Below are 18,304 nucleotides of genomic sequence, written 5' to 3'. Positions count from 1 at the left end.
TGCATCTTTCGAGGCCTTGGTTTCTTTTTCCTCCCTGTTCCTGTAGAATAAATGCAACATAATAATAAGAAGAATAATTCAACCATTGAGGAGATATTATAATGAAGAAAAATGAGTTTGCTCTGCTAGGCGTAAGTGATGATTTGGCAGAAGCGCTACATAAGCACGGGCTTACGGAACCAACCCCTGTGCAACGGGAAGCCATACCTTCTGCCCTATCCGGGAAAGATATCATTGCACAAGCGCAAACGGGTACGGGGAAGACACTTGCTTTTGTACTGCCGATATTGGAAACCATTGACCCTGGACGGTCACATGTTCAGGCCTTGATCGTTACACCTACCCGAGAGCTCGCCATACAGATTACAGAGGAAGTCAAGCGTTGGGCTCCGCTCAAGGGTGTTCGCGTGCTTTCAGCATATGGCGGGCAGGACGTTGAGCGGCAAATCCGGAAGCTCGAAGGAAGCATACATATCATTGTAGCAACACCCGGACGCCTGCTGGATCATTTGCGTCGGGGAACGGTTCAACTGCACAAGCTTTCCATTTTGGTTCTTGATGAAGCCGACCAGATGCTGCACATGGGCTTTTTCCCGGATGTCGAGGAAATCATCTCGGCCACTCCGACCAGGCGGCAAACACTACTGTTCTCTGCAACCATGCCTCCGCGCATCCGTGAGCTGGGCAAGGAATATATGCGTCAGCCTGCGGAGATTGAAGTGAAAGCCAAGCGAGTCACGTTAGACGAAATCGAACAAGTGGTTCTCCGGACGACGGATCGCGGCAAACTTGAGGCGTTATGTAAGATCATCGATGAAGAAAATCCTTATTTGGCAATGATTTTTTGCCGTACGAAGCTTCGGGCAAGTAAACTGAACAATGAGCTCAATGAACGCGGATATGCATCAGACGAGCTGCATGGCGACCTGACTCAAGCCAAACGTGAACAGGTCATGAAACGGTTCCGGGAAGCGAAGATACAGTATTTGGTAGCTACTGATGTGGCTGCAAGAGGTCTCGATGTCGAAGGCATAACCCATGTGTTCAACTATGACATTCCGCACGATGCGGAAAGCTACATCCACCGAATTGGAAGAACGGGTCGGGCGGGCCAGACAGGCAAAGCAATCACATTCGCCGCTCCCCGGGATGCTAACTATCTCGAGCTGATCGAGAAAGGGATTAAAAGCACGCTGACGAAACGGTCTGGCAAAGACCAGGAGCACGAGCCGGACGAGCGCAGCTCTCAGAACCAACGGCGCAATGCAGCGCCGGGCGAGCGCTCTCAGCAAAGGCGTGGGCGTAATGCAGCGCCGGGTGAGCGCACCCAGCAAGGGCGCGGGCGTAATGCAGCGCCGGGTGAGCGCACCCAGCAAGGACGTGGGCGTAATGCAGCGCCGGGTGAGCGCACCCAGCAAGGGCGCGGGCGTAATGAGGCTTCAGGTGAACGCTCTTACCAAGGACGTGAGCGTAATGCAGCGCCAGGCGAGCGCTCTCAGCAGGGGCGCGGGCGTAATGAGGCTTCAGGTGAACGCTCTTACCAAGGACGTGAGCGTAATGCAGCGCCAAGCGAGCGCTCTCAGCAGGGGCGCGGGCGTAATGCAGCGCCGGGCGAACGCTCTCAGCAGGGGCGCGGACGTAATGCAGCGCCGGGTGAGCGCTCTCAGCAAGGACGCGAGCGCAGCGCGGCACAGCGGGGGCAAGCACCGCAGCAGAAACCTCGAAACGGCGGCAGACGTCGGGAGCGCTGAGAAGGTTGTAAGGCAGGCCTCCCGGCTTGGAGCTTTACCTTGTATAACAGAACATGTAAAATAAAGGGTGATCCACTTAGGCAAGAAACTACTTTTTAAACAAAGGAGGGTTTCCATGTACGAGTTGAAAGATAAAGAACTTATTTTTGTTTTTACCGGCCCTAACGGTGCAGGAAGAAGAACCGTAGCCCAAATGTCCGGCAATACACTTGGCATGAGGCAGGTGCTCTCGTACACGACTCGCCCTCCCCGCTCTTCTGAGGTTGACGGACAAGATTATCATTTCGTCTCCCTGGAACAGTTCGCAGCAGCCGAAGCAAACAAAGAGTTCACTGAAGTCGTGGAAATTGACGGCAACCGTTATGGCATCAAGGATACCGATGTCGCTCAAATGTTGCAAAAGCACGGGGCTGTTTATCTCATTCTAAACCGATACGGTGCGGAAGCTTTAAAGAAAGTTTATGGGGACCGCGCCATCCGCATCTTTATTTATGCCGACCGCGATACCGTTATGCGAAGAGAGCAGGAACGCGGTGATTCGCCGGAGCTGATTAACCGATACATGTCGCATTATGATGAAGAGATGGCATATAAAGATTCCTGTGAGCACGCATTCGAAAACACTGACCTGGCGCACACCGTTTTTGATTTGACGAAAACGCTTGATGAGAACTACCTTCACCGTAATTTGCTCGATCTGGACTAAAAGACGGTCCGGCAGAAACGAATAACAATAAAAGGACCGATTTGCTCCCTCAGGGCTGGCGGTCCTTTTTGCTAGTCGAGGCTATACCAGACAGGAGGGAACCCGTTATGAAAATTATATCCATCGAACCCACGCCCAGTCCGAACACGATGAAAATCAACCTGACCGAAAAGCTCCCAAACGGTATGCGTCAAACATTTACCCGGGACCAGGCCGCGGAGGCTCCTGATCCGAACCTGCGGCAGCTGCTTGCCATTGAGGGCGTCAAAGCATTATATCGCGCAGCGGATTTTATCGCTCTTGACCGAACTCCCAAAGGTGATTGGTCAAGCATTTTGGCGGAAGCGAGAGCCATTTTGGGCGAAGCGGTAACCGATGCGCCATCTGCTCCAGTACAATCCGGTATGGACCAACCTAACGGCATTGCGCCTTCAGAAGCTGCCGAAGGCGCCGCTTTCGGTGAAGTGATGGTACGACTCCAGCATTTTCGCGGCATCCCGCTTCAGGTGAGAGTGACGAATGGCACGGAAGAACTTCGTGATGCCCTGCCTAAGCGCTTCAGTGACGCTGCCATTCGTGCCGCGGCGGCATCACCGAATCTGATTAAGGAACGGTCGCTTGATGATTGGGATACCCGTTATGGGGAGCTTCGAGAGGTGCTGGACGAAGTCCTTCAAGAGCTGGACGCCGCTTACAGCAACGAGCAGCTTGAACAACTGATAGCCCAGGCTCAAGAAGGGCCAGCCCAAGGCGAAGCCCGGAAGCTGGCTGAAACCGGTCGTAAAGCGCTGAGTTATGAAGAAACGGAACAGCAGCTGAATGCGCCAGATTGGAAGCAGCGTTACGCAGCGCTGCAGCAGATCAAACCCTCGGAAGCCACGCTGCAGCTGCTGCTGAAGGCGCTGGAAGACGAGCAGGCCAATGTCCGCCGCTTGGCCGCAGTTTACTTGGGTGATCTGAAGAATCCGGAAGTACTTCCTTATCTGTATCGCGCCCTGCAGGATTCTTCTGCGTCCGTACGCCGAACGGCAGGAGATACGCTGTCCGATCTGGGAGACCCCGCAGCACAGGAAGCGATGATTGGAGCGCTGCAGGATTCCAACAAGCTTGTACGTTGGCGAGCGGCCCGCTTCCTGTACGAAGTCGGGGATGATCTCTCCCTTCAGGCGCTGCATGCGGCCCAAGATGATCCGGAATTCGAGGTGCGAATGCAGGTACGCATGGCGCTCGAGCGCATTGAAGGCGGCCAAGCCGCAGAAGGCTCCGTATGGCAGCAGATGGCTCGTCGAAACCGCTCATAGCCCGCGTTGGGATCATCATCATGCCCGGAACGTTTCTCCGTGACAAGGAATCCGGAGACGTTCCGGCGCAAGCTCCCGTCTCCCCCATTCCTCTTGAAGCCGATCCAGCGCTTCGCGAGGCGTATCATCCGATATACGGAATGCACCGTAATGCATCGGGATGAAGAACTCAGCACCGCAATCGATGAATGCTTGTACCGCCTGCTCAGGATTCACATGCTGTTTGGACATATGCCACTCCGGCTCGTAAGCGCCAATAGGCATGAGCGCCCACTTGATCGGATAACGTTCTCCTATTAACTGAAACCCGTTAAAGTAAGCGGTATCCCCTGCAAAATACATCGCGTCCCGCTCTCCTCCAGGTGTGGAAGGACGGACTACCCAGCCGCCCCAATGCGAACTGTTGATATCAAACAAAGTGCGACGGGTCCCATGCTGCGACGGCACGAAGTGAAGCTCCACCCCTTCTAAGTTCGACGTGCCCCACCATTCCATCTCCGTTACGCGTTCAAAACCGCCAGCCCTAAGCTTCCGCCCCAATCCCTCAGGCACAAAAAACTGCAGACCCCTGTTCGCTCTGGCAATAGCTCGTAAGGTTGGGAGATGCATGTGATCGTAATGGCTGTGGGAAAGAAGCACCGCATGGATTGAGGGCAGCTCATCAAGAGCTAGTCCCGGGGGGGCAAGTCGCTTTTCAATCCCTATCCGTTCAGCCCACACTGGATCAGTGATCAGATTGATCCCTCCCATCTGCAGTACAAAGGTTGAATGCCCGATCCAAGTGATCGATGGCTCTGTTCGATTATTTCTCAGAAAGTCCAACTGTTTGTCCGGACATTGAGAAACACGATAGGATAGATCCTTGACTTTCGCCCTACGCTCTTTCCGCCATTTGTGCATGTGAAGCAGCTTTTTTTTATTTAGAATTCCATCCATATTTTCATAACGCCGACGAGTTTTCACAGATACCGCCTCCTACTTCATTCGATGTCAACCTGATTTCACCACAGAAAGGTTACCTATTATTACCCGTGCGGCAGCTTATTACCCGTGCGGCAGCAAATCTATCGGGAATTTTGTAAAAGCAGTATAATCAAATGAGTAGACAGAGCATTGGATGTGGACCTGATTTTGAAGGATTTTACTATACGAAGCTGGCTGGCTATGGCTACATTTTGGGACTTGGAGCTGGGGCTTACGAGCTCGTTTTTTTGTCGTGTGCTCCAACTTTCAAGAGCTTTGCACAAAGCAAATACGGCAGACATAGCCCGCCGCATTCGCTTTAAATACATATGGTTGAAGGTGGACAGCGGCGGGATGCTGTAAGCATATCGTCACTTTCGTCACTCGACATCGCAGCGTTTTACCCGTGCCCGAAAGAGCGCATATCGTCATTCAAGCCATACCCGCTGCTTGACATTCGAAGCCTTACCTCATCGTTCTAAGCTGTGGTCGGCGGCGCTGTGCCGCCGGATTGAAGCTGATACATTCGGTAATAACGCCCCTCCCGCTGCATCAACTGCTCGTGGGTGCCTCGTTCGACGATTTCACCACGATGCAGCACCAAGATTTGATCTGCATCGCGGATTGTGGAAAGCCGGTGCGCGATAACAAAGGTGGTCCGGCCTGCACTGACGATCCGCAGCGCCTCTTGGATTAAGCCTTCCGTTTCGCTGTCGATGCTCGCCGTCGCTTCATCCAGTATAAGAATAGCGGGATCGAAGGCAAGTGCCCGTGCGAAGGAAATCAACTGACGCTGGCCGGAGGACAACGTGCTTCCTCTCTCCACTACCGTTTCGTTGTAACCTCCGGGCAGCTGCTCGACGAAAATAGACGCGCCGACATCGGCGAGCGCCTTGCGTACCTGCTCGGGGCCAATGTTCTCATTATACAAGCTTACGTTAAACTTGATATCGCCCGCAAACAAGAAAGGATCCTGCAGCACGATCCCCATATGCTTGCGCAGCGTCTGCTTGGACATAGAGGTAATATCACTGCCATCGATGCGAATCTCCCCCGCCGTCGGCTCGTAGAAGCCGAGCAGCAGGTTCATGATCGAGCTTTTGCCGGAACCGGTATGACCAACGAGCGCTATGGTCTCCCCTTTTCTCGCCTCAAAGGAAATTCCGCGCAGGACGGGCTCGCCCTCATGATAAGCGAAGGAGACATGGTCGAAAACCACATTCCCTTGCGGCCGGGGAACCTCATCGGCTTTCTCCACCTGCTTCCCTTCGATATCCATCAAAGCGAACACCTTCTCTGCCGACACAACCGCGCGCTGGGCATTCAACAATTGATCGAAAATCCCGATAATCGGCTGAAAGAACCGACCCGTGTAGTCGATGAAAGCATAAAATACTCCGAAAGAAATCGAAGTGTGCAGCGACTGCCCGCCGAAATACCAGATGGCCCCCGCAGTAAATAACGAGCCAACAAGACCGGTAAAATTCCGTGAGGACAGTGAAAACACACGGTGCTGCTTGATATTGTTGCGGTACCTGTCTTCGTTCAGCTCATCAAATTCACGGAGACGGTTCGCTTCCTGCCGGAATGCCTGCAGTATCGGCATAACGGCGATCGATTCGCTGATCATGGCATTCATGTCACTGAGTCTGGCTCTCATGATGGAGATATATTTTTTTGAAAATTTCAGGTGCACAAGCATCACAGCCGTAAACAACGGCATAAACAGCAGTGTCACCAAGGCCAGACGAGTATCTAGTAAAAATAAGGCGATGTAAATTCCAATAATGCTGATCATGCTGACCACAAACGTCGCCATAAAGCTCATAAACAAATCCCGTATGGCTTCCGTATCGTTAGCGATCCGAGACACCACTTGACCAATGGGCGTATTATCGAAGTAGCGGATCGGAATATTTTGAATATGCCTCATCAGATCCATTCGCATCCGCTGAATGATCCGCAGCGCAGTAACTTGTAAGGTATATCCCTGTATGTAATGCAGTATGCTTCCCAGCGCGAGCAGGCCGACAAACAGCAGAAGCCAACGAATCACGGGCATGATGTCATGCTGATAAAAGCTTGCTGCTTCCGCTGCAGAGAGCTTGCGCGCGGGGAACAATTTCAACTCACCGCTCTCTTTGGTCAACTTTACCTGCGCTCCTGAGTCGCCGCCTCCCGCCATCAGTGTCCAGCTTCCTTGGGCACTAGGCACGTCCCGCACAAGGTATAAGCCGCGCTCCAGCTGGAGGATGCGAGCTTCTTTCCACATGCCCTGATCTAAGGTGGCTGCCTCCAACCAGTCTTCGCGCACATAGCTGCGGCCCTCCAGCTCGACCTGACGAATCGAACCGCTGATTGGAGCTGCAGTCTCATACCACGGAAGCTGGATGCTGCCGATATGACGGTCAATGATGGTTTTCGCTATGAAAGGCCCAGCTAGCTCTGCGCCTACTGCACAGCAAAGTACGAGCAGCGCCGCGGCAATACGATATTTGAAGAGCATCGCATAACCGAAAAGCCTGCGAAATACGGGTGTTTGTTCACTCCCATCCATTCAGGCCATCGCACTTCCTTCCTGTCAGCTGCTATTCTGATGAATCGAGCAGCTTGGCCTCCAATTGCTGCCGTTCATATTGATTCTTATACCATCCACCCTGTCTCATCAGATGCTCATGCGACCCTTCTTCGGTGATGTGTCCGTCTTCGAGCACGATGATCCGATCCGCATGCATGACCGCGGAAAGACGATGCGTCGCGATCAGCGTCGTTTTCCCTTCCCGTTCGGTCCTTATTGCTTGCAGAATGGCGCTCTCCGTTCGAGCATCGACTGCGGACAACGAATCGTCCAAGATCAGGATTTCGGGATCGCCAAGAAGCGCCCGGGCGATACTCACACGCTGCTTCTGGCCCCCGGAGAGCATGACGCCATTCTCTCCCACAATGGTCTGAAGCCCTTTCGGCAGCTGCTCCACATCCTGCGTGAATGAGGCAAGCTTAATGGCCCGGTGGATGTCCTCCGGTGAAGCCTCAGGCCGCCCTAAAGCGATATTATCCCTCACGGATTTGGAAAGCAGCAAATGCTCCTGCGGCACGTAGCCGATCCATTCCCGTACGCGCTCGATCGGCAGCTGCTCCAACGGTATTCCAGAAATCCTCACGCTGCCGGGCGGGGCCGGATAGAAGCGAAGCAGCTGTTTCAAAAGTGTGCTTTTGCCACTGCCCGTTCTGCCGACGATGCCCAGCGTCTGTCCACGCTCCAGCTGCAAAGATATTCCCGAGAGGCTGTCGTAAGCTGCGCCAGGGTAACGAAACGTGAGATCATGAAACTCAATCGCCTCTGGCCTAGCGACCTGCTCCGGATGGGGTGTATTCTGAACCTCCGGCTTCTGGTCAAAGCTCCGGGTCAACCGGTCTACGGAAGCGGTGCCGCGCTGCAGCACATTGATGAACTCACCGAACGAGATCATCGGCCAGATGAGCATCCCCAAATAAATATTGAACGACACGAGCTGTCCCAATGTAATTTCGTTATGAAATACCAGGTAAGCGCCGTACCCTATGCCGATCACATAGCTTATCCCGACAATCAATGTAATGGTCGGGTGGAACAGAGCGTTAATCGCCGCCACGCGCCTATTTTTCTCCATGACGTCGCTGGTGATCCGGTCAAACGCCTGAAGATCATGCTCCTCCTGGACATAAGAACGAATGACGCGCATGCCGGAGATCGATTCGAGCGCCTGATCGTTCATGCGTGCAAAGGCATTTTGTGCCTCAGCGAAGCGCATACGCGTCTGCTTGCCCAGTATACTAATGACAAGCGTTAGCAGCGGAAGAGGAATGAGCGCTGCCAGCATGAGCTTCCAACTGATGAGCGATACCATGGCGATGAGCACAACAGTGGTACCAACGATCGTATTGACCAATGTCATGACACCGTACCCGGCTGTCTGACCGATTGCGGTGATATCGTTAGTCGCCAGCGCCATCAGCTCTCCCGTACTGTTTCTTTGGAAGAAAGAAGGCGACATTCGCGTCAAATGCTTGATCAATCGGCTGCGCAGCCATTTTTCAAGGAGTATTGAGTTGCTGAACAGTGTTGTAATCCACACGTAAATCATGACGTAAAGCAGCAAAGCCAGCCCGACCAGCAGCAGCACGCTTTGCCGCAGCCCTGCCTCGGTCAGAGTCCCCGTTCGAATTTGATCAATGATCCCGCCAATCATTTGGGGAGGGATCATGTTCAGCACATTGACCAAAGCCATTAACACGATAGCCAAGACATACCTGCCCCAGCGTTCGCGGAAAAACCAGGATAGTCTCCCGACAAACGACAACGCGCTTCACCTCCGGTGAATGGTTCAGGTCTTTATTTTTTGTCATAAAGCGGTTTTCTTTTCATTCTCACCATACCATAATCTGGTTAGTACGTATCGGGATTTTTTTCATTATAACGAGACAATACGGGCATACTAACGTTTGAAACGAACAAGAGGGAGGGTTTTGGCAATCATGGCAGAAGACAAGCGTATGAACCCGGTATCGAGCGACGAAGTCGAAACCGACGGGATTTACGAGAATGAATGGGGACGCGAGGAAACACTCAAACGCGGAGACGAATTTCCGTATGATCCCGTCATGGGACAAACGGAATGGGAGCTGGTGAGCCTTCCGCTCGAAACTCAGGAGCAAGAAATATACAAGGATACCTCTGATAATACGAAGCCACGCTTGCACTTTGATCGCCAGGATAAGTAAGATGGAAACAAGAGCGCCCATTCCTTTTGAAGGAGCAGGCGCTCTTGATGGCTACACGTCTATGGTGTTGTTACTTTCTCCCATAATCGGCCTTAATCTCGCCCCAAGCCTTCGTATTCCACTTCACGATTTTGTTCGGGTAGCTGTTCTGCCGCAACCACGCTTCCGCGCGGTCGACAAGCGTCCAGATTTCTTTGGTCGAAGCATCGCGAACCAAAGTAGAGGCGACCGTCTTCTTTCTCACCCAGCTGATCGCGGTCATCGAATCACTGTAAATGGTCATGACGCTCCCTTGTTTCTTCAGGTAGGCCAGCCCGTGTACGATCGCGAGAAACTCCCCCATGTTGTTCGTCCCTTTGGAAATGGGCGGATGCTCGAACACGACCTCGCCCGTCCGCGTTAATACCCCTTTGTATTCGACGATACCGGGGTTACCGCTGCAGCCAACGTCCACTGAGAGGCTGTCTAGCTCCACTTCGGTCGGCAGCTCGCCCGAAACTGAACTTCCGCCGCTGCTCTTGGTCGTACCGCCAGATGAAGCACGCGCAGCAGCGCCGAACGCTTTTTTCCATCCGGCCGCAAACGAACGGGTTGCCTCCGCTTCGCTTTCATAGGACTTAAACTTCGCCTGCGGATATCCGTTCGTCTGTGCCTGACATTCAGCCCATGTCTTATAAATACCGGGCTGTCGCCCTTCCCAAACTACATAATACTTCGATTTCGCCACGCCGCTCCTCCTTGATTCCTTCAAAAATCATCTGTTCTATCGCTTCTCCGTGTGATTACCCCTGCTGCTGCTTGAAAAATTCGATAAAATAGGCCCCGTATTTGAAAAATTTCGCTTCTCCGACACCTTTGATCTTCAGCATTGCCGCCGGGTTGGTCGGCTTCACCCCGCACATTTCGCGCAGTGTGCTGTCCGGGAACACGATATATGGAGGAATGCCCTCCCGCTTCGCAATCTCCGTGCGCAGCCGCCGCAGCTCGTCGAACAGCTCCGTCTCCACATCTTTGACCGTCGGCGCCGCAGGCTTCATCCGAACGCGCTGCACGACCCGGTCCGCTCCAGCAAGGACGCTGGATGCCTTCGCCGTCAGCTTCAGCACCGGATATTTGCCCTCGGTCAGCTGCAAGTAGCCTTCTGCGGTCAGCAGTTGGATCAGATCAATGATCTCCTTCTCCGTCCGGCTCTTCATCAGCCCGTATGTGCTCAGACTATCGAACCCGAGCTCCAGCACCTTTTTGTTTTTCGACCCTTTCAGCACCGAGGCGACCAGCGTCATACCGAACCGTTCGCGCATCCGTCGTACACAGGAGAATATTTGCTGCGCCTCCAGCGTAATATCCGAAAGCTCCAGGTCTGGGCTAACGCAGTTGCTGCACTGGCCGCAATCTTCTCCCGTCTCGCCTCCGAAATAGCGGACGATGTACCGCTGTAAGCACTGCGGGGTATGGCAGTAGTCCGCTATCTGCTGCAGCCGGCGGTACTCCTTCGACTGCCGCTCAGGGTCTCCTACGGATTGCTCAATGAGAAACTTCTGAATATGAATATCCTGCGGGCTGAACAACAGCAGGCAATCGCTCGGCTCGCCGTCTCGGCCCGCACGACCCGCTTCCTGATAATAGGCTTCCATGTTTTTCGGCATGTTGTAGTGCACAACATAGCGCACGTTCGATTTATCGATGCCCATACCGAACGCATTGCTTGCCACCATCACGCGCACCTCGTCATAAAGGAATTGCTCCTGGGCTTCCGCGCGCTCCTTATCCGTCATGCCCGCATGATATTTACCCGCGGCTACTCCCTGACGGGTCAAATATTCGCACAGCTGGTCAACCTCCTTGCGCGTGGCAGCATAGACAATGCCCGCTTCCCCGGCGTGCTGGCGGATATGATTCATCAGCACATCCCGCTTGTTCTCGCCCTTCACAACCGAGAATGACAAGTTCTCCCGCGCAAACCCGGTGACGAATACCTGGGGCACCTGCAGCTTCAAGTGCTTGACAATATCCTCTTGCACTTGGTCGGTCGCCGTCGCTGTGAAGGCAGCGAGCAGCGGCCTCTCCGGCAGGTGCGCCACAAGCTGGTTGATCCGCATATAGCTCGGACGGAAATCGTGACCCCACTGCGATACGCAGTGCGCTTCATCGACCGCCACCATGGGGATAACCAAGCCAGATAGCAGCTCGAGGAAGCGCTCCGACTCCAGACGCTCCGGGGCTACATAGAGCAGCTTATACTCCCCACGTTCCGCTTTGCGTATACGAAGCTCTACCTGTGCATACGACAATGAGCTGTTGATATACGCAGCCGGCACGCCGATGCTATCGAGTCCGTCTACCTGATCCTTCATTAGCGAGATCAGCGGAGACACGACGATCGTCGTTCCGCTCATGAGCATCGCCGGAATTTGATAGCAGATCGACTTCCCTCCTCCGGTCGGCATGATGCCCAGCGTATCGCTCCCTCTCAGGACGCTGGCGATGACGTTCTTCTGCCCCTCGCGAAAATCGGGATATCCGTAATATTTCCGCAGCAGCTCCTGCGCCTCTGCCATCGTGGCAAAGGGCACTGACCGCTGTCTATTTTCGTTTATATCCAGCATGAATTTTTATGCCTCCTTCTTCCTGACAGCCAGACGCGACACGATCGGCTCTCCGTCCCACAGCAGCTCTGTTTGCGCCTCGCGCGCTTTAACCTCCGGCTCCTCCAACAGCAGGAAAAAGTTTTTGGTCGGCAGCTCCCCAAGTCCGTGCTTGGCCGCCAGCTTGTCCAAAAAGGGTCTCATGTCCTCCAAATCCCCCGACATATTACTGCTGCCGCTCTGTGCGAAAGCATACAATGCGCTGGCCACCGGAACCCTTTTGACCCGATATTGCTCCGCCGTTCGCAGAAAAAAGTCCCAATCCCAATAATGATGCATCTTCACATCAAATAGACCCAGGCGCTCATGCAGCGCCCTCCGATACACGCAGCCGGATGAAAAGAACGTCGAAAAGCGGCGCATCGCGGCAAGATTGTACTCGTAGGCAAACACAAACCGCTTCGTCGCCCGCCGTACGCCCGCTTCCAGCTCGTAATCGAATATTTCAACATCGGAGTACACCATATCGCTGTCTTCAAGCTCTCTCAGCATCCGTTCCACATGCCCCGGCAGCAGCAAATCGTCGTCATCACACAGCATAATGTACTCGCCGCTTACGAATCCGAGCCCTTTGTTTCGAGCGTGCACATGCTTTTGGTTGCTCTCCATGTTCACAACCGTAATATCCAGCTCCGGGTATAGATCTTTTACGAAATCGACAGATTCACCGCAGTCGTTCACGATAATGATCTGCAAATGCCGGTACGTCTGTCGCCACAGCGATTCGATCAGCTCACACAAAAAATCCGTCCGGTTATAGGTCGGTATAATCACGGATATCAACGGCTGCCGATCCATCCTTGCTCGCCTCGCTCTCCCATTTCTTCCTACTGACACTATACCGAAAAATCAGGCAAAGGGAAACCGTCCATAAGGAACCATTGTTAAACTAACTTGCCAAAATGTTAAGTATACTTTACAATATGTCATGTGAAGTTAACAGTAATATTACGGCTGACTCGAGAGGAAGAACCATATGCTGCGAACCAGAGTCAAAGAGCTGCGGGCACGATTCGATTGGTCTCAGGACGATCTTGGCCGCAAGGTTGGGGCAACCCGGCAAACGATCGGCATGATCGAGAAGGGCGATTATGCCCCTTCCGTCGTTCTGGCGCTGAAGATTGCCTCCGCTTTTGGAATGCCCGTAGAAGAAGTGTTTTATTTGGAGGATGCCGAAGCAGATGGAGACAGAACGAAAGGAAGGGATCATCGATGACAACGATTGAAAAAGGACTCCGCTCCCCGCTTACCTCAGCGATGTTACTACTGCTGGTCGGCTACACGATGACGATTGTGACGGCTCCCGAATACCTGCCGGTATGGCTTGTAAATATAAGCGTCGGGCTTATTCTGGTCTCGCTTTTTGCTTGGTTGCACTTCTCATCTATCATAATCTGCGGCATCCGGCGCGAAAAATACCGTTCTTTCACTATATTCCCGTGGAGTTCCGTGAGGAGGACGAAGGGCTGCAGTGGGTGACATATCGCGCGTGCAGAAAAACGTACATTTTCTTATACAGTGCCGTTCCGGTTGGGCTCGTTTTAATCGCCTTCGGCCGGTCGATTCCGATCGTTCCGATCGCAATGCTGACACTGATCGGTGTCGTTCCTCTGCTGTTTTATTGGTGGGAGCTGCGCAAATGGCATAAGGGCAACGAATAAATTACGTTGAGGAAGAAGGATAAAGAATGATAGATATAATGCAGAACGATTGGGGTGCAGCCTGGCAATTTGTCGTCATCTTTCTGATGGCCGCTACTCCATGGCTGGATGTGTTTGTAGTCGTACCGCTCGGGGTGGCTTGGGGGCTGAATCCATTCGGGGTATCGATCGTGGCTTTTTTCGGTAACTGGATCCCCCTTTTGCTGCTGGCCCTGTTTTTCCGGGAATTTACGGCATGGAGAACCCGCAGGAAAGAACGCAAAGCTTTGAAGCGGCAATTGGCCTCGGCAATGGACGGCGAAAGCACTGTTGTGAATGAGGGTGCTGGTGGAGCCGCTTCGACAGACCTTGCCGGCAGCCCCAAAAAATACCGCCGAGCCAAACAAATCTGGGAGAAATACGGCGTTCCCGGTCTCGCTCTGCTGGCCCCCGCTCTGGTTGGCACGGATATAGCCACCTTGCTGGCCCTTTCGTTCGGCTCCTCCCGCCGCTGGGTGATGTCATGGATGACCGTCAGTTTGTTGGTGTGGACGGTGCTCATGGCCGTGGGCTCCGTTTATGGCCTTGGCTTCATCGGCTGGTTCGAGTAATAACCAGGTTCATGAGGACTACAGCTCCTTCGTAATACCCTATGTTTCTGTGACTCTCCTGTGTTACAATATAAGAAAATGCTCCGCCTACTATGAGTTGATCAAAGGAGGTATGTTCTATGCCATCCAAAGACAAAGAACAGCTCGAAGGCATGGATTCTACGGAAAAGACAACGGTGATACAGGAGGTTCCGGTCACAGGGCAGGAGGAAGCCTCCAAGAAGAAGGGATCCCGCCGTAAATTGAAGCTCGAAGAAGCTGAAGCTACTGCGGCGCTAACGGCAGCGGAGACGAAGGAAACTCCGGCAAAGCAGCGTAGGCGCTATGCGCGCAAAGCAGCCAATGCCAGCGAGGCTGGCCCAGTACCGCCCCAAGAGCCGGTCGGCGGTCCGAAGGCTTCAGTTGACGTGGAACCGCCCACAGCCGCTGAGACTCAATACGCATTGCTTCAGGTGCTGGAAAGCCCCTTGAAGAAAAAAGAGCGTAACGAAACCCACGAACGGGACCGCGTCTATGTCCGCAAAGATCTAAAAGACCGATTAGACGCCCTCTCGGAGCACCGGAGCAAAGGCTTCAAAACCATGCTTATTAACTACGGTCTAGAAAAAGCGCTGGATGAACTCGAACAGGCTGAAGCCGCAGCGCAAAGCAGCGAAGAATAGTTCCAATGATCATACGTAAACAGCGGACTCGCTTGGAGTCCGCTGTTTCTTATTTCAATCTTATTTAAATCGGCAGCAGCCGCACGATTTCACGCTGCTTTAGTCCCTGTACCATTTGGTACCAGGCATCGGGTTTTTGCGGCAGGACGGCGTAATATTTTTCCAGGAATCTGGAAACCAAAGCTGCCGGCACACTTTCCGCCGCTTCGTCCGAAATCGCCATGAAGCAAAGGTCGAGCCCGTGAACCGCTTCGCCGTCATTATGCCAGGAAGGGTGTATGTAGTCAAAATCGAGCTTCCGGTAACCAAGATGCGCGAGCACTTCACGGCGCACGAACGGATTCATGGATTTGACTCCCCCGAACTCCAGTTGATCGGACAAATACGGATTGTAAATCTCGGCAAACATGCCGAGCAGCGTGCCTCTGCACTCCGCCACTACAGCGCGCAAATCCTCCATCCGGCGGTTAGCCAAGAACGGACCGATGCCAAGCCCTTCCTTACCGATGATCGTGAAATCCGTCATAGCCACTTGAAGATCCTCATAATATCGGTATTCCGTAGCGCCCACGACTTCGCCGTCCAGAATGGCGACAAATACTCGGATTCCTGGATCGCGAAGCGGTTCGGCCCAAAGCTCATATTCGAGAACCTCTTCCGGCGGAAACACGTTTTGCATCAGCTGATGCATTTGACGGAAGTAAGGATCTTCGATTTCGGTTATACGATGATACTGCATAATATACCTCCTATAGGAACAGTCGCTGGCATGATATGCCAGCCTTAATATTATAACAAGATGAGCCGTTTCTCTCCAAATTGCACGTAATGGTCTGCGCCGCAAAAAGGTCACTCGCGCCAATTTCAAGGAACAGTATGAACGCTGGGCGGACAATCGTATCTAAGAAAAGCCCCGGTCTTCATGGCAGCTTGCCTGAAGGCCGGGGCCTCATGTTGAATACAGATGGCCTAGAAGCTCTCATGAATAACTTGGCTTGCGAGCGGCAGACGCTCTGTAGGACGAGCCGGAGTGGCGGCTTTGCCGATTGGAATCATCACAACGGGCACATACCGTTCAGGAATATTAAATTCCGTAATCAGTGCAGCTTGGTTGTACCCTCCCATAGGCACGGTATCATAGCCTTTCGTCTTGGCAGCCAGCATCAGCTGCATGGCAGCAAACGAAGCGTTACGGAGCGCTTCATCTCTCCCCAATGCCGGATTAGCGGCATAAGCTCCTTCGATTTGCTTCACCATCATTTCGCGAATTTCCGGAGCGGCCTTCTCATAGACGGTGGGTGCGATCAAGTTGGCCTGTAGATCCCCAAGCACCACAACGACAACGGAGGCGTCTGACACTTGCTGCTGCCCGAAGGTGATCGGAAGCAGCCGGTCTTTATTCGCTTGCTCTTGGATCACCAGGAAGCGCCAATGCTGTAGGTTCCAAGAGGAAGGAGCGCTGGCGGCAGCCTCAAGAATTTCGTTCAGCTCGGCCTCTGGAATAATGAAGCCTCTCTCATATTTGCGAACAGAATGGCGAGACAACATCACTTGCAGCGCATCCTGTTTTCGTTCCAGTTGGTTCATCATGCCACACTCATTATTATCTTTTTATATTTTATATATTATAACAACTAACTTACTTTTGTAAAGCTTGTTGAAAAGAGTGAATGCAGGAGTACTCTAAGCTTAATTTTCCCGATCAAGCCTTCGAACATTCAACGTAGAGGCAAACGTAAAGGGATGCCACGAACGGCATCCCTTTACATTAACAATATTTATGATTTGCTTCAGTCGACAGGCAAATACAGGGTAAATGTGCTTCCCTTGCCTTCATGGCTTGCTAAAGTGAGGTGTCCTCCGAGCAGCTTGGTAAGCTCCAGGCTTATGGACAATCCAAGACCTGTTCCTCCGTATTTGCGACTAATTGACCCGTCGGCCTGACGGAAAGCTTCAAAGATCAGGCGGTGCTTTTCTTGAGCAACACCGATGCCCGTATCCGATACGGCAAAAGCGATCCACTCCCCCAGCCGTCCGTCAAAGCCTTCTGCGGCTCTGCGAATCTCCAAAGTCACTTGCCCCTTTGAAGTAAATTTGAATGCGTTGGATAGCAAATTTTTAATGATTTGATGCACTCGCATGCCATCTGTCTCGATTAAATCCGGCAGATTGTCACCCATTCGGATTTGAAATTCGATGGCCTTTTGCTCAGCGACCCAATGGAATTGATGCTGCAGGATTTGCGGAATTTCTTGAACGCTGACTTCCTCTTTGTAAATTTCCATTTTACCCGCTTCCACTTTGGACAAATCGAGAATATCATTAATTTGCCTCAGCAGTTCTTCCCCGGACGTATGGATGATGCCCAAATATTCAAGCTCCTCTTCGGTAAAACGCCCTTCATGCTGATCACCAAGCAGCTGTGATAACAAAATGATGCCGTTCAGCGGCGTTTTGAGCTCATGCGACATATTGGCTAAAAACTCGGATTTTATCTGAGAAGCCATCACCACCTGCCGGGCTTTTTCCTCCAGTGCCGCCTTGGCTAGCTGAAGCTCTTTGGTTTGCTCACGCAGCAGCGCATTGGTGTTTTCCAGCTCTTCTGTTCGCTTGAGCTCCAAATAAAAGTCGCGAAGAATGAATAAGAAAAAGCCGCTCAACATTAAACCCAAAGGAAGGGTAATCGGAAGGATGGTGGTCAGAGAAGTCCAAAAAGGGATCACGCCCCACACCAAAGAATGGATGGCGCTCTGTACGTTAATGATCAGAGCGGCTGCAATCATTTGGCTAATTTGGGAGCTTGATGTCTTTCGAAACCACGCTTTGAGCACCGCCGCTGTAACGCCGAGAAGAATCATATTGTAAAAGCCTGCAATCGCCGCTTCATTGATGCCAAAAGCAAACCGTGCAAGTCCGATGCCTAATCCAACCATAAATAGAGGGAACGGTTTTGTAAACAAAAAAATCCCGATAATAAGAGGCATGTAGCGAAGATCGTAAATAATGGTTTCGTTAATGCGAAGTCCGAACATCATCGTCAGCCAACCTGCAAACACCAGCACCGCAAAGAGTGCGACTGTCTTCATCCGCGAGTTAATCGGCTTACTGAACGTAAAATACTTGAACACATACTTGTAGCCTAGATTGATCAGAAAGGCCAATGTGATTAGCAGGCTGATATTTGTGAAAAAAACCTTCAAAAATTGCATATCATCCTCCGATTAACGCGCTGACCATTATACGCGTCTCATCCTATTATAACTC

18 protein-coding genes are annotated in these 18,304 nt (G+C 52.5%); 9 read left to right on the top strand and 9 right to left on the bottom strand.

The window, feature by feature from the left end:
* Nucleotides 1-101 precede the first annotated feature (101 nt).
* The 3 genes from JOE45_RS17835 (at nt 102) to JOE45_RS17825 (ending at nt 3,758) form a co-directional block, all read left to right on the top strand.
* Nucleotides 102-1,751: a DEAD/DEAH box helicase gene (locus JOE45_RS17835; RefSeq protein WP_210023033.1), complete on the top strand. Its 1,650-nt coding sequence runs from the start codon at nt 102-104 to the stop codon at nt 1,749-1,751.
* Nucleotides 1,752-1,866: 115 nt separating this feature from the next.
* Nucleotides 1,867-2,457 (top strand): guanylate kinase, encoded by a 591-nt coding sequence (locus tag JOE45_RS17830; protein WP_210023034.1) that lies wholly within the window; start codon nt 1,867-1,869, stop codon nt 2,455-2,457.
* A 107-nt stretch (nt 2,458-2,564) separates the two neighbouring features.
* The gene (locus JOE45_RS17825) at nt 2,565-3,758 is read left to right on the top strand and encodes a conserved virulence factor C family protein (RefSeq protein WP_210023035.1); all 1,194 of its coding nucleotides are present in this window, start codon (nt 2,565-2,567) and stop codon (nt 3,756-3,758) included.
* Between the two features lie 18 nt (nt 3,759-3,776).
* Here JOE45_RS17825 and JOE45_RS17820 read toward each other — a convergent pair whose 3' ends face one another.
* A complete protein-coding gene (locus JOE45_RS17820; RefSeq protein ID WP_210023036.1) occupies nt 3,777-4,721 on the bottom strand; it encodes an MBL fold metallo-hydrolase in 945 nt (314 codons plus the stop codon).
* Nucleotides 4,722-4,922: 201 nt separating this feature from the next.
* Here JOE45_RS17820 and JOE45_RS17815 point away from each other — a divergent pair, with 201 nt between their 5' ends.
* Nucleotides 4,923-5,084 carry a hypothetical protein gene (locus JOE45_RS17815; protein WP_210023037.1) on the top strand — a complete coding sequence of 54 codons (162 nt, stop codon included), beginning with the start codon at nt 4,923-4,925 and terminating at the stop codon, nt 5,082-5,084.
* Nucleotides 5,085-5,199: 115 nt separating this feature from the next.
* Here the strand turns inward: JOE45_RS17815 and JOE45_RS17810 are convergent, their stop codons facing one another.
* On the bottom strand, nt 5,200-7,278 hold the full coding sequence (locus tag JOE45_RS17810) for an ABC transporter ATP-binding protein (RefSeq protein WP_210023038.1): 2,079 nt from the start codon (nt 7,276-7,278) through the stop codon (nt 5,200-5,202).
* A 31-nt stretch (nt 7,279-7,309) separates the two neighbouring features.
* Nucleotides 7,310-9,061, bottom strand: coding sequence for an ABC transporter ATP-binding protein (locus tag JOE45_RS17805; protein ID WP_210023039.1), 1,752 nt, complete (start codon nt 9,059-9,061; stop codon nt 7,310-7,312).
* Between the two features lie 175 nt (nt 9,062-9,236).
* Between JOE45_RS17805 and JOE45_RS17800 the strand changes: the two genes are divergently transcribed.
* Entirely contained in the window at nt 9,237-9,482 is a 246-nt protein-coding gene (locus tag JOE45_RS17800) for a hypothetical protein (protein WP_210023040.1), read from the top strand.
* Between the two features lie 70 nt (nt 9,483-9,552).
* On the opposite strand, the gene rnhA is transcribed toward JOE45_RS17800, so the two are convergent.
* Genes rnhA through JOE45_RS17785 form a run of 3 tightly spaced genes read right to left on the bottom strand, consistent with a single transcriptional unit; the run spans nt 9,553 to nt 12,925 of the window.
* Nucleotides 9,553-10,209: a ribonuclease H gene (gene rnhA, locus JOE45_RS17795; RefSeq protein ID WP_210023041.1), complete on the bottom strand. Its 657-nt coding sequence runs from the start codon at nt 10,207-10,209 to the stop codon at nt 9,553-9,555.
* Nucleotides 10,210-10,264: 55 nt separating this feature from the next.
* Nucleotides 10,265-12,088 (bottom strand): DNA helicase RecQ, encoded by a 1,824-nt coding sequence (gene recQ / locus JOE45_RS17790; protein WP_245247057.1) that lies wholly within the window; start codon nt 12,086-12,088, stop codon nt 10,265-10,267.
* 6 nt (nt 12,089-12,094) lie between these two features.
* Entirely contained in the window at nt 12,095-12,925 is an 831-nt protein-coding gene (locus tag JOE45_RS17785) for a glycosyltransferase family 2 protein (protein WP_210023042.1), read from the bottom strand.
* A 178-nt stretch (nt 12,926-13,103) separates the two neighbouring features.
* Between JOE45_RS17785 and JOE45_RS17780 the strand changes: the two genes are divergently transcribed.
* From JOE45_RS17780 to JOE45_RS23615, 4 genes are all read left to right on the top strand, one after another.
* Entirely contained in the window at nt 13,104-13,343 is a 240-nt protein-coding gene (locus JOE45_RS17780; RefSeq protein ID WP_210023043.1) for a helix-turn-helix transcriptional regulator, read from the top strand.
* Nucleotides 13,344-13,446: 103 nt separating this feature from the next.
* Complete coding sequence (locus JOE45_RS17775) at nt 13,447-13,788, top strand: hypothetical protein (RefSeq protein ID WP_210023044.1); 342 nt, start codon at nt 13,447-13,449, stop codon at nt 13,786-13,788.
* A gap of 26 nt (nt 13,789-13,814) precedes the next feature.
* Nucleotides 13,815-14,378 carry a small multi-drug export protein gene (locus JOE45_RS17770; RefSeq protein ID WP_210023045.1) on the top strand — a complete coding sequence of 188 codons (564 nt, stop codon included), beginning with the start codon at nt 13,815-13,817 and terminating at the stop codon, nt 14,376-14,378.
* A gap of 119 nt (nt 14,379-14,497) precedes the next feature.
* Nucleotides 14,498-15,040, top strand: a complete 543-nt coding sequence (locus JOE45_RS23615; RefSeq protein WP_245247056.1) for a hypothetical protein — start codon at nt 14,498-14,500, stop codon at nt 15,038-15,040.
* 64 nt (nt 15,041-15,104) lie between these two features.
* On the opposite strand, the gene JOE45_RS17760 is transcribed toward JOE45_RS23615, so the two are convergent.
* The 3 genes from JOE45_RS17760 to JOE45_RS17750 all read right to left on the bottom strand — a co-directional run bounded on the left by JOE45_RS17760 (nt 15,105) and on the right by JOE45_RS17750 (nt 18,249).
* Nucleotides 15,105-15,779 carry a GNAT family N-acetyltransferase gene (locus tag JOE45_RS17760; RefSeq protein WP_210023046.1) on the bottom strand — a complete coding sequence of 225 codons (675 nt, stop codon included), beginning with the start codon at nt 15,777-15,779 and terminating at the stop codon, nt 15,105-15,107.
* A 230-nt stretch (nt 15,780-16,009) separates the two neighbouring features.
* Nucleotides 16,010-16,627 (bottom strand): nitroreductase family protein, encoded by a 618-nt coding sequence (locus JOE45_RS17755; protein ID WP_210023593.1) that lies wholly within the window; start codon nt 16,625-16,627, stop codon nt 16,010-16,012.
* A 203-nt stretch (nt 16,628-16,830) separates the two neighbouring features.
* Nucleotides 16,831-18,249, bottom strand: a complete 1,419-nt coding sequence (locus tag JOE45_RS17750) for an ATP-binding protein (protein ID WP_210023047.1) — start codon at nt 18,247-18,249, stop codon at nt 16,831-16,833.
* Nucleotides 18,250-18,304 lie beyond the last annotated feature (55 nt).

The organism is Paenibacillus sp. PvR098 (genome assembly GCF_017833255.1).
Lineage (GTDB): Bacteria > Bacillota > Bacilli > Paenibacillales > NBRC-103111 > Paenibacillus_G.
The sequence above is the reverse complement of the archived record's forward strand: the minus strand, read 5'-3'. Positions and strand labels throughout refer to the sequence as shown.

Coding starts and splice junctions, on each gene's coding strand:
- JOE45_RS17750 (WP_210023047.1), bottom strand. CDS start 18,249: ATGCAATTTTTGAAGGTTTTTTTCACAAATATCAGCCTGCTAATCACA.
- JOE45_RS17830 (WP_210023034.1), top strand. CDS start 1,867: ATGTACGAGTTGAAAGATAAAGAACTTATTTTTGTTTTTACCGGCCCT.
- JOE45_RS17800 (WP_210023040.1), top strand. CDS start 9,237: ATGGCAGAAGACAAGCGTATGAACCCGGTATCGAGCGACGAAGTCGAA.
- JOE45_RS17835 (WP_210023033.1), top strand. CDS start 102: ATGAAGAAAAATGAGTTTGCTCTGCTAGGCGTAAGTGATGATTTGGCA.
- JOE45_RS17785 (WP_210023042.1), bottom strand. CDS start 12,925: ATGGATCGGCAGCCGTTGATATCCGTGATTATACCGACCTATAACCGG.
- recQ (WP_245247057.1), bottom strand. CDS start 12,088: ATGCTGGATATAAACGAAAATAGACAGCGGTCAGTGCCCTTTGCCACG.
- JOE45_RS17810 (WP_210023038.1), bottom strand. CDS start 7,278: ATGGATGGGAGTGAACAAACACCCGTATTTCGCAGGCTTTTCGGTTAT.
- JOE45_RS17755 (WP_210023593.1), bottom strand. CDS start 16,627: ATGAACCAACTGGAACGAAAACAGGATGCGCTGCAAGTGATGTTGTCT.
- JOE45_RS17780 (WP_210023043.1), top strand. CDS start 13,104: ATGCTGCGAACCAGAGTCAAAGAGCTGCGGGCACGATTCGATTGGTCT.
- JOE45_RS17815 (WP_210023037.1), top strand. CDS start 4,923: ATGGCTACATTTTGGGACTTGGAGCTGGGGCTTACGAGCTCGTTTTTT.
- JOE45_RS17825 (WP_210023035.1), top strand. CDS start 2,565: ATGAAAATTATATCCATCGAACCCACGCCCAGTCCGAACACGATGAAA.
- JOE45_RS17770 (WP_210023045.1), top strand. CDS start 13,815: ATGATAGATATAATGCAGAACGATTGGGGTGCAGCCTGGCAATTTGTC.
- JOE45_RS23615 (WP_245247056.1), top strand. CDS start 14,498: ATGCCATCCAAAGACAAAGAACAGCTCGAAGGCATGGATTCTACGGAA.
- JOE45_RS17760 (WP_210023046.1), bottom strand. CDS start 15,779: ATGCAGTATCATCGTATAACCGAAATCGAAGATCCTTACTTCCGTCAA.
- JOE45_RS17775 (WP_210023044.1), top strand. CDS start 13,447: ATGGCTTGTAAATATAAGCGTCGGGCTTATTCTGGTCTCGCTTTTTGC.